At 66.3% G+C, this 9,844-nt stretch carries 12 protein-coding genes; 5 read left to right on the forward strand and 7 right to left on the reverse strand.

What is annotated here, in order from left to right; genetic code table 11:
- Nucleotides 1–8 precede the first annotated feature (8 nt).
- Nucleotides 9–980 (forward strand): hypothetical protein, encoded by a 972-nt coding sequence (locus tag C1924_RS16700; RefSeq protein ID WP_159094827.1) that lies wholly within the window; start codon nucleotides 9–11, stop codon nucleotides 978–980.
- Nucleotides 981–1,107: 127 nt separating this feature from the next.
- On the opposite strand, the gene fghA is transcribed toward C1924_RS16700, so the two are convergent.
- Genes fghA through C1924_RS16725 form a run of 5 tightly spaced genes read right to left on the reverse strand, consistent with a single transcriptional unit; the run spans nucleotide 1,108 to nucleotide 4,721 of the window.
- Entirely contained in the window at nucleotides 1,108–1,938 is an 831-nt protein-coding gene (fghA, locus tag C1924_RS16705; protein WP_108766307.1) for an S-formylglutathione hydrolase, read from the reverse strand.
- Between the two features lie 21 nt (nucleotides 1,939–1,959).
- On the reverse strand, nucleotides 1,960–2,304 hold the full coding sequence (locus tag C1924_RS16710) for a YqcC family protein (RefSeq protein ID WP_108766308.1): 345 nt from the start codon (nucleotides 2,302–2,304) through the stop codon (nucleotides 1,960–1,962).
- An 8-nt stretch (nucleotides 2,305–2,312) separates the two neighbouring features.
- Nucleotides 2,313–3,422, reverse strand: coding sequence for an S-(hydroxymethyl)glutathione dehydrogenase/class III alcohol dehydrogenase (locus C1924_RS16715; RefSeq protein WP_079223296.1), 1,110 nt, complete (start codon nucleotides 3,420–3,422; stop codon nucleotides 2,313–2,315).
- Between the two features lie 58 nt (nucleotides 3,423–3,480).
- Nucleotides 3,481–3,756: a metal/formaldehyde-sensitive transcriptional repressor gene (locus C1924_RS16720; RefSeq protein ID WP_108766309.1), complete on the reverse strand. Its 276-nt coding sequence runs from the start codon at nucleotides 3,754–3,756 to the stop codon at nucleotides 3,481–3,483.
- A gap of 56 nt (nucleotides 3,757–3,812) precedes the next feature.
- Nucleotides 3,813–4,721, reverse strand: coding sequence for a LysR family transcriptional regulator (locus C1924_RS16725; protein WP_108766310.1), 909 nt, complete (start codon nucleotides 4,719–4,721; stop codon nucleotides 3,813–3,815).
- A gap of 128 nt (nucleotides 4,722–4,849) precedes the next feature.
- Here C1924_RS16725 and C1924_RS16730 point away from each other — a divergent pair, with 128 nt between their 5' ends.
- Nucleotides 4,850–5,953, forward strand: a complete 1,104-nt coding sequence (locus C1924_RS16730) for an alkene reductase (protein ID WP_108767104.1) — start codon at nucleotides 4,850–4,852, stop codon at nucleotides 5,951–5,953.
- A gap of 126 nt (nucleotides 5,954–6,079) precedes the next feature.
- Here C1924_RS16730 and C1924_RS16735 read toward each other — a convergent pair whose 3' ends face one another.
- Nucleotides 6,080–6,757, reverse strand: a complete 678-nt coding sequence (locus tag C1924_RS16735; protein WP_108766311.1) for an SMI1/KNR4 family protein — start codon at nucleotides 6,755–6,757, stop codon at nucleotides 6,080–6,082.
- A gap of 116 nt (nucleotides 6,758–6,873) precedes the next feature.
- Between C1924_RS16735 and C1924_RS16740 the strand changes: the two genes are divergently transcribed.
- A complete protein-coding gene (locus C1924_RS16740; RefSeq protein WP_108766312.1) occupies nucleotides 6,874–7,290 on the forward strand; it encodes a VOC family protein in 417 nt (138 codons plus the stop codon).
- A 50-nt stretch (nucleotides 7,291–7,340) separates the two neighbouring features.
- Here C1924_RS16740 and C1924_RS16745 read toward each other — a convergent pair whose 3' ends face one another.
- Nucleotides 7,341–8,225: a LysR family transcriptional regulator gene (locus C1924_RS16745; protein ID WP_108766313.1), complete on the reverse strand. Its 885-nt coding sequence runs from the start codon at nucleotides 8,223–8,225 to the stop codon at nucleotides 7,341–7,343.
- A gap of 104 nt (nucleotides 8,226–8,329) precedes the next feature.
- On the opposite strand from C1924_RS16745, the gene C1924_RS16750 reads away from it, so the two are divergent.
- Nucleotides 8,330–9,382, forward strand: coding sequence for an NAD(P)-dependent alcohol dehydrogenase (locus C1924_RS16750; protein ID WP_108766314.1), 1,053 nt, complete (start codon nucleotides 8,330–8,332; stop codon nucleotides 9,380–9,382).
- Nucleotides 9,383–9,495: 113 nt separating this feature from the next.
- The coding region (locus C1924_RS20625) for a transposase domain-containing protein (protein ID WP_254051289.1) at nucleotides 9,496–9,844 on the forward strand (349 nt) is incomplete at its 3' end.

Here is a 9,844-nt window from a genome sequence, read left to right on the forward strand (position 1 = left end):
AGTCGAGCTTGCTCGACTCTACGGAAAAGCCAGTCGAGCAAGCTCGACTCTACAGCGCGCCCCACCACCAGTGCGGCGTGATCCACTGCAAGAAAGGCGATCCCGGCGGATACGGGCTGCCGGGGTACGGTAACCTGCGGACATCACGGACGATGGGGACCACGATGCAGGGACGCGGTTTGCAGGTGATCGCGGTGCTGTGCGCCGCAGGTCTGCTGGCGCTACTGTGGGCGTGGACCCACGCAGACCCCGGCAGCAGCGGCCCGCAGACATCCGAAACGGCTGATACGGCAGTGCGGGCAGCGGCGCAGGTCCCGGCTCCGGCCGCACTGGCAAGCCGGTTGAGGGCCCTGCGCGCTGCAGGGGAACCCATTGCACAGGACCTGCCGCACTGGCAGCGCGTCGCCGGGCGGGATGCGAAGACCACGCTGTGGTTGCTGATGCAGCTGCAGGATTGCGCGCATCAGGCGGACATCGAGGCGGACTTTGTTCGCCGGGCTGACCGAATGCCCATCGGTGAACGCGATGCAGTGGCCACGCAGCTCAACACGACCGATCGCTTCTGCGCCGGTATCGACGATCCCGCTCGCTGGCAGTTCGATCTGGTCAGCGCGGCCGCCCGGAGCGGAGATGCACGGGCCCGGGCGCAGTACCGCTTCTATGGACAGGGGTATGCCAGCACGCTGGCCGCCCGTGCTGATGGCACCTGGGACACGTTCAAGGACAAGGTGGTCGAGTACGCGCAGGCAGGCCTCGCCGCCCCCAGCGACAGCAGCTATCTTGAGGCGTTCCACGTGTTCGCCAGCGACGACTTCGGTGTGCGCGACCCGGTGAAGGCGACCGCCTACCTGATCCGCGCCACCGAATCCTTCAGTCCAGCCCTGCTCGAATCCATGCTGGCCGCGAACCTGCCCGACCTGAATGATGCGCAGCGCGCACAGGCGCAGGCCATGGCGCAGGGGCTGGCACAGCCCCGGTAGCGTCGAGCGTGGTCGGCCGGCCTGGGTAGAGTCGAGCTTGCTCGACTGCTTTGGCACCCAGGAAAGCCAGTAGAGCAACGCTCGACTCTACCGAAAAGCCAGCCGAGCATAGGCTCGGCTCTACAACTCAGGCCTTCAGTGCGCGGGCGTGGTGGGCGATGTGTTCGCCGATGAAGCTGGCGATGAAGTAATAGCTGTGGTCATAGCCCGGCTGCAGGCGCAGGGTCAGCGGGTGGCCGACGGCATCGCAGGCCTGCTGCAGGCGTTCGGGCTGCAGCTGGGTCTGCAGGAACTCATCCGCATCGCCCTGGTCGACCAGCAGCGGCAGACGCTCGCCGGCATTGGCCACCAGCGCGGTGGCATCCCACTGCGCCCAGTCCGCCGGGTTGTCGCCCAGATAGGCAGTGAATGCCCTCTGGCCCCACGGCACCTGGCTGGGCGCCACGATCGGCGAAAACGCGGACACGCTGCGGTAACGGCCCGGGTTGCGCAGCGCCAGCACCAGCGCGCCATGGCCGCCCATCGAATGGCCGCTGATCGCGCGCGCATCGGTGGCCGGGAAGTTCGCTTCGATCAGCGCCGGCAGTTCGTGCACCACGTAGTCGTGCATGCGGTAGTGCTTCGCCCACGGCTGTTCGGTGGCGTTGAGGTAGAAGCCCGCGCCCTTGCCCAGGTCGTAGCCTTCGGCATCGGCCACATCATCGCCGCGCGGGCTGGTGTCCGGCGCCACCAGGATGACGCCATGCTCGGCCGCGTAGCGCTGCGCACCCGCCTTGGTGATGACGTTCTGTTCGGTGCAGGTCAGGCCGCTCAGCCAGTACAGCACTGGCAGCGCCTGCGTGGCCGCCTGCGGCGGCAGGTACACGGCGAACTGCATGTCGCAGCCCAGGGTGGCCGAGTGGTGGCGGTAGACGTCCTGCCAGCCGCCAAAACAGGCGCGGTGTTCGATGCGTTCCATGGTGTTCTCCTGCGCGGCGCGTCAGCGCACGCCTGTGTTGATCATTGCATCCAGCCGGGACAGCAGGTGCAGCAGTGGTTCGACGCCGGGCTGGCCGTCCAGGTTGCGCAAGGCCGCCACCGCCACGTCGCTGCGCGGCGGCCATTGGCCATCGGCGCGCGCCTCGTGCAGGCGCGGCAGGAACACCTGTGCCAGCCAGTGCTCGAACGGCATCTCATCGATGCCGAACGGCGAATCCACCGCACGCGGCGCGCCAACCTCGCCCTCGACCCAGCCCAGCGCGCGCAGCGCCTGCTCGATCGGGGCGACCAGGGCCGCGCGCGGGTCTTCCGCACGCGGCCGGCGCAGGGCATCCAGCCAGCCCATGCCCAGGCTCAGTAATGGACGACCGAGCGGATCGACTTGCCTTCATGCATCAGGTCGAAGGCTTCGTTGATCTTGTCCAGATCCATGGTGTGGGTCACGAACGGGGCCAGCTCGATATCGCCCTTCATCGCGTCTTCCACCATGCCCGGCAGCTGGCTGCGGCCCTTCACGCCGCCAAAGGCGGTGCCCATCCACTTGCGGCCGGTGACCAGCTGGAACGGACGGGTGGAGATTTCCTGGCCGGCACCGGCCACGCCGATCACCACGCTCTGGCCCCAGCCGCGGTGCGCGCATTCCAGCGCTGCACGCATCACGCTGGTGTTGCCGATGCACTCGAAGCTGTGGTCCACGCCCCAAGTGGTCATCTCAACGATGACCTGCTGGATCGGCTTGTCGAAGTCCTTCGGGTTGATGCAGTCGGTGGCGCCGAATTCGCGCGCCAGCTCGAACTTGGACGGATTGGTGTCCACCGCGATGATGCGGCCGGCCTTGGCCTGGCGCGCACCCTGGATGACCGCCAGGCCGATGCCGCCCAGGCCGAACACGGCCACGCTGTCGCCTTCCTGCACCTTGGCGGTGTTGTGCACCGCGCCGATTCCGGTGGTCACGCCGCAGCCCAGCAGACAGACGTGTTCCGGGTTCGCGTCCGGGTTGATCTTTGCCAGCGACACTTCGGCCACGACCGTGTATTCGCTGAAGGTCGAGCAGCCCATGTAGTGGTAGATCGGCTCGCCGTTGTAGCTGAAGCGGCTGGTGCCGTCGGGCATCACGCCCTTGCCCTGGGTGGCACGCACCGACACGCACAGGTTGGTCTTGCCGCTCTTGCAGAACAGGCATTCACCGCATTCGGCGGTGTACAGCGGAATCACGTGGTCGCCCGGCTTGACGCTGGTCACGCCCTCACCCACTTCCACCACGATGCCGGCGCCTTCGTGGCCCAGCACCACCGGGAACAGGCCTTCCGGATCATCGCCGGACAGGGTGAAGGCATCGGTATGGCAGACACCGGTATGGGTGATCTTGACCAGCACTTCGCCAGCCTTCGGCGGGGCGACGTCGATCTCGACGATCTGCAGCGGCTGGCCGGGACCAAAGGCGACGGCGGCACGGGATTTCATGGCGGGTTCTCCAAGGACAGGCAATAACAGGATGGACGGCGCTATGGTGCGCCGTTGTTTATTTCAGGTACGAGCGGATCAGCCCGCTCATCTCGCGCACGCGTTCAGCGCGTTGTTCATCGGAGGTGGCCGGCTGGCCGAATTCCTCGCGCAGGTGGGCCTCCATCACCTCGGACATCAGCCCGTTGACGGCACCACGGATGGCCGCGATCTGCTGCAGCACCGGCCCGCAGTCGGCGCCGGATTCCAGTGCACGATCCAGCGCATCGCACTGGCCGCGGATACGGCGCACGCGGGCCAGGACCTTCTTCTTCTCTTCGGGGGAATGCGGCATCGCGGGCCACCTGCGGAACTATACTGGGGGATAGTATACAGGGCATCCGATGGAACTCAATCGAACGCGCCCTGAGCGCCCAGCCGGGTCAGTTCATCCACCACGAAGCGCACCTTCGGGCGCAGATGCCGGGTCGGCGGCCACAGCGCATGGATCTCGACATGCCGTTGCATGCTGTCATCGAGCACCGACTGCAGCGCGCCGGACTGCAGGTGCCGGCGCACCAGCGACATCGGCATCTGGCAGATGCCAAGCCCTGCAATGGCACCGTCGATCACCGCGTCTCCGTCGTTGAGCTGGTGGGTGGCCTGCGGAATGAAGGTGCCGCCCTCACCGTCCGCGCCGACCCGCCACGCCATCGGCTGGCCATGGCGATAGCCGACGATGCTGCGGTGCTGCCGCAGCTCCTCCACGCTGCGCGGTACACCGTGCGCCTGCAGGTAGGACGGCGCAGCACAGGTCACCAGCCGCTGGCTGCCCAGCCTGCGCGCCACCAGGTGCTCGGCCTGCTGCAGGCCACCAAAGCGGATCAGCAGATCAATGCCTTCCTCGATCGGGTCGACGAAGTGATCGGTGAAGGTCACCGTCAGCTGCAGGTCCGGGTACTGCTGGCACAGCTTCAACAGCACCGGCATCACCACCAGGCGCCCGAACGATGAGGGCATGTCGATGCGCAGTCGCCCGCTGGGCAGGTGTGCGCCCGAGCCCAGGCAGGCCTCGGCGGCGGAGATTTCCTCCAGCGCCGCCGCGCACGAGGCGTAGTACGCCTCGCCGTCGGTGGTCAGCGCGATGCGCCGGGTGGTGCGGTGGAACAGGCGGACACCCAGCCGGGCCTCCAGCCGGGCGATGGCCTTGCCGACGGCCGAGCGCGAGATGCCCAGCGCCTCGGCGGCCTCGGTGAAGGTGGCCGAGCGCGCCGTGGTGACGAAGGTCACCAGACCATTCAAGGATTCCACGGGCAGCATCTGCAGTCTCCATTGGGGACGCTATGTCCCGCCAAAAGGGAAATCGAAGCTCTTTATGAGCCTCGATGTCAACTCCATCCTGTGTGCATGGCGCTCCTGGCGCCCTTCCCCACACCGAGATGACCGATATGACCGATCTGCTGTTCCGCCCCTACGACCTGGCAGGCACGCCGTTGCCCAACCGCATCGCCATGGCGCCGATGACCCGTGCCCGCAATCCCGGTGCCGTGGCCAACGAACTGACCGCGCAGTACTACCGCCAGCGCGCCAGCGCCGGTCTGATCATCAGCGAAGGCACGCCGGTTTCCCCGCAGGGCCAGGGCTACATCGACGTGCCCGGCATCTGGTCGGCCGAGCAGGTGGCGGGCTGGAAGCAGGTGACCGACGCCGTGCACAGCGCGCAGGGCACGATCTTTGCCCAGCTCTGGCACGTCGGCCGCATGTCGCACAGTTCCCTGCAACCGGACGGTGGCCAGCCGGTCAGCGCCAGTGCGCGTCCGGTGGCACACGACCCCAGGAGCTTCGCGTTCGTGTACCGCGACGACGGCAGCCGCGGTCCGGCCGACCCGACCCCGCCGCGCGCCCTGCGCACCGATGAAGTCCCCGGCATCGTCAGTGACTTCGTGCGTGGCGCAGAGAACGCCATCGCCGCCGGCTTCGATGGCGTCGAGCTGCATGCCGCCAACGGCTATCTGTTCGAGCAGTTCCTCAACCCGGTCACCAACGATCGTCAGGACATCTACGGCGGCTCGCTGCGCAACCGCGCGCGCCTGATCCTGGACACCGTGGACGCGATGACCGCACGCATCGGCGCGCACCGCGTCGGCGTGCGTCTGGCACCAAACAGCCAGGTCTTCGACATGCCGGCCTATGCAGACAACGAAGCCAGCTATCTGTACCTGGCAGAAGAACTGGGCAAGCGCGGGCTGGCCTATGTGCATCTGAACGACAACTACCTGCGCGGCGAGCGCGCCATCGGCGAGGACTTCCTGAAGGCCTTCAAGCAGGCCTACGGCGGTACCATGCTGCTGGCCGGTGGCATGACCCGTGCGTACGCCCTGCGCCTGGTCGACGAAGGCACCATCGACATCGCGGCCTTCGGCCAGCCGTTCATCGCCAACCCGGACCTGGTCGAGCGCCTGCAGCAGGACATCGCGCTGGCGGCGCCGGATCGCGCCACCTACTACGGTGGTGGTCGTGAGGGGTATCTGGATTACCCGGCGGCGAGCTGATCGGGCATGGGGTCGGATCCCTTTCCGGGCATGGGGTCGGATCCCTTTCCAACGGAAAGGGCTCTGACCCCGGTTCGGCGTTGAAGGGGTCAGAGCCGCGCTTCGCGCGGATGCGACCCCCTGCCTTCAAGCGCCTTCCTGCACGTAGGAGAACGACTCGTCCAGCCTCGGGAAGCCGATGATCTGCTTCACCAGGGCCTGCGCTTCATCGTCGCTGATGTCACCGTCAGCGATTTCGCCATCACGCGCGAACAGCGCCACCAGCGCCGCATACTGGTCGCTGCGCAGAATGGACTGATGGCTCTGCAGCCAGCGCTGCAGATTCGCCGCCAGATCGCCATGCGACAGCAGCGAGTAAGGCCGCTCGTACTCCACCACCGCTTCCACCATCTTGCGGAACACGAAGTCCTGGTAGCTGGCGGCCAGCACGTCGGCGCGGTCATCGTCGTGCCATACCAGCACCACCGGCGCTTCGGTAAAGCCCGGCGCGTTGGTCCAGAAACAGTAGCTGTCGCCTGCGCCCGTACGTGCGAACGGCAGCAGCTGCAGGTCGGTACGCAGGGGGTTGTAATGATCGTCGGCGGTGAGATCCTGCCAGGCCTCCAGCAGCTCGTCGTGTTCCAGGGGCTCGTAGTCCTGGGCGTACAGCAACACAGGCGGATCGTCCTGCAGCGTTGGAAACACCGCTTCGGACCACTGTGGATGGGTGCCGCCCCAGCTCAACCGGCCAGCGGCCAGCAGCTGCTGGAAAAGCGGTGGAAAGGCCTGGCCGGTGGCCTGCTCGATTTCGGTCAATGTGCTCATGCATGTCCCTGTCAGTCGCAGTTGTCTACCTTGCCTGAATCTGCGCGACAGATGAACCCGCAGCTCACTCCGGCAGGTCTAGACTGCGTTGCAACCGGCCGTCGCAGACACCCGCCATGGACTCCCCAGCCCGTACCTTCATCGTCAACATCGATGTGCCCGACCTGGCCGCTGCAGAAGCGTTCTACGTTGCAGCGTTCGGCCTGCACGCCGGCCGCCGCATGGGTGCCGGCGCGGTGGAACTGCTGGGGGGACCCACTCCGCTGTACCTGCTGCAGAGTGATGCGGGCAGTGTGGCCACCGACGAGGGCGACGTGCGCGACTACGAACGCCACTGGACGCCGCTGCACCTGGACTGGGTGGTGGAAGACATCAATGCCGCGCTGTCACGCGCAGTGGCCGCAGGTGCAGTGATCGAACAGCCGGTCAGCGAGCGGCGCTGGGGCCGGCTGGCCGTGCTGGCCGACCCGTTCGGGCATGGCTTCTGCCTGATCCAGTTTGTCGGGCTGGGGTATGACGCGCTGGTGGAGTGATCGGCGCGTGCCATCCACGCATGGCGTGGATCTACTGCATCAGCCCGGCATTACTTCCGCAACATGTCCACGAACGCGCGCAGCGCCGAGGCCATCTGCCGCTGCTTCCGGTAGTACAGCACGAAGCCGGGAAACGGCTCGCTCCAGTCCTGCAGCACCGCCACCATCGTGCCGGCCTCGATGTGCGGGCGCGCGGCATCTTCCAGCACGTAGGCCAGACCAAACCCATCGAGCACCGCACGCATGATGGTGGTCTGTTCGCTCAAAGTCAGGCGCCCGCGCACGTCGATTTCCAGCGACTGGCCATCGCGGTCGAACTGCCATTTGTACAGATGGCCGCTGGCGAAGCGGAAGCGGATGCATTCGTGCTGCAGCAGATCACGCGGGTGCTGCGGCGCCGGGTGCTGCCGCAGGTATTCCGGCGAACCCACGATCATCCCGTGCAGCGCCGGCCCCAGCGGCACCGCCACCATGTCCTCGGGCACGAATTCGTGCAGGCGCACGCCAGCATCGAAGCCCTCCGCGACGATGTCCACCAGGCCATCATTTTCGGTCAGCTCCAGGCGCACGTCCGGGTGGGCGTGCAGGAACCGGGTCAGCCGCGGGCCCAACTGGGTGGGGACCGCCGCTCGGGCCGCGTTGATGCGCAACAGGCCGGTCGGACTGTCCCTGAACTGGTTCATCTCCTCCAGCGCGTCATGCACCTGGCCCAGCGCCGGCTGCAGCCGGTCCAGCAGGCGCTGGCCCGCTTCGGTCAGGGCCACACTGCGCGTCGTGCGATGGAACAGGCCCACGCCCAGCCGCTCTTCCAGCGCGCGGATCGCATAGCTCACCGCCGAGGTCGACAGGGTCAGCTCGCCGCCGGCCTTCCGGAAGCTGCGGTGGCGGGCCACGGCGGCGAAGGCGGCCAGGTGGGAGAGATTGTCAGAGGCCATTGTGCAGTCCCACTTGATGAATCATGCCGATATCCGGGCTTTTGGGGCCGGTACGAGCGGCGTATTGTAAAGCGCCTTTCGACAAACCCCGCCAAGGATTCCCCATGTCCCTCGCCCATGGTTACGCGGTACGTACCAACACCGCCCCGCTTGAGCCCTTCACCTTCGAGCGCCGCGCCGTCGGCGCCAACGACATCCGCATCGAAGTGCTGTACAGCGGCATCTGCCATTCCGACCTGCACCAGGCCCGCGACGATTGGGGCGGCGCCGAGTACCCGATGGTGCCGGGCCACGAGATCATCGGCCGCGTGGTCGAAGTCGGCCCGTCCGTCACCGCCCTGAAGGTCGGCGACTTCGCCGGCGTCGGCTGCATGGTCGATTCCTGCCGCCATTGCGATGCCTGCGACCACGACCTGGAGCAGTACTGCGAAAAGGGCCCGACCTACACCTACAACAGCCACGACCGGAACACCGGCGAGCTGACCATGGGCGGTTACTCCGACCACATCGTGGTCGAGCAGCGCTTCGTGGTGAAGGTCTCTGAAAAACTGGACCTGAAGGCCGCCGCGCCGCTGCTGTGCGCCGGCATCACCACCTACTCGCCGCTGCGCCACTGGAAGGTCGGCCCGGGCCAGAAGGTGGGCGTGATCGGCCTCGGTGGCCTCGGCCACATGGGCGTGAAGTTCGCCAAGGCGATGGGCGCCACCGTGGTGATGATCACCACCACCCCGGAAAAGGGTGCCGACGCCAAGCGCCTGGGTGCCGACGAAGTGCTGGTCTCGCGCGACGCGGAGCAGATGAAGGCTCACGCCAACAGCTTCGACTTCCTGCTCAACACGGTGCCGGTCAGCCATGACACCAACCCGTACATGAGCCTGCTCAAGCGCGATGCCACCATGTGCCTGGTCGGCGTCATCACCGAACTGGATCCGCCGCTGATGGGTGGCACGGTCATCTTCGGCCGCAAGCACGTCACCGGCTCGGCCATCGGCGGCATGGCCGAAACCCAGGAAATGATGGACTTCTGTGCCGAGCACGGCATCGTCAGCGATGTTGAAGTGATCAACATCAAGGACGTGAACCAGGCCTGGGAGCGCATGGCTAAGAACGATGTGCGCTACCGCTTCGTGATCGACATGGCCACCATCAAGGCCTGATCGCTGCAGTGATGGAACGAAAAAACCCCGGCATTGCCGTAATGCTGTTCACTTAAGCAGCTGAGCCAATCAGAATCCGATGCCAGTCTTCTGGCATCGGATTTTTTGTGCCCATCCAACAACAACTGCTCGACCTTGGTGACCTGTTCAATTTCTCCGATCTGAGCACGTTCACCCAGAACATTCCGGTGGAATGGGTGTCCAGCGCACTGGAGCTCTCCTCACAGGCCTCCATCCGCAGGCGCAGATTGCCCAGCGATCAGGTGCTGTGGCTGGTGCTGGGCATGGCCCTGTTCCGCGACGAGCCGGTGCATGAGGTGGCCAGGCGGCTGAACATCTGTGCCCAGGGCCTTGCATCACTGGATCTGCCTGCACGCAGCGGTATCAGCCAGGCTCGCGCGCGGCTTGGTGCGGATCCGGTAGAGGATCTTTTCCGCAGGTGCGGCCAGCATTGGGGAGCCG

The sequence above is a fragment of the Stenotrophomonas sp. ESTM1D_MKCIP4_1 genome (genome assembly GCF_003086895.1).
Taxonomy (GTDB): Bacteria; Pseudomonadota; Gammaproteobacteria; order Xanthomonadales; family Xanthomonadaceae; genus Stenotrophomonas.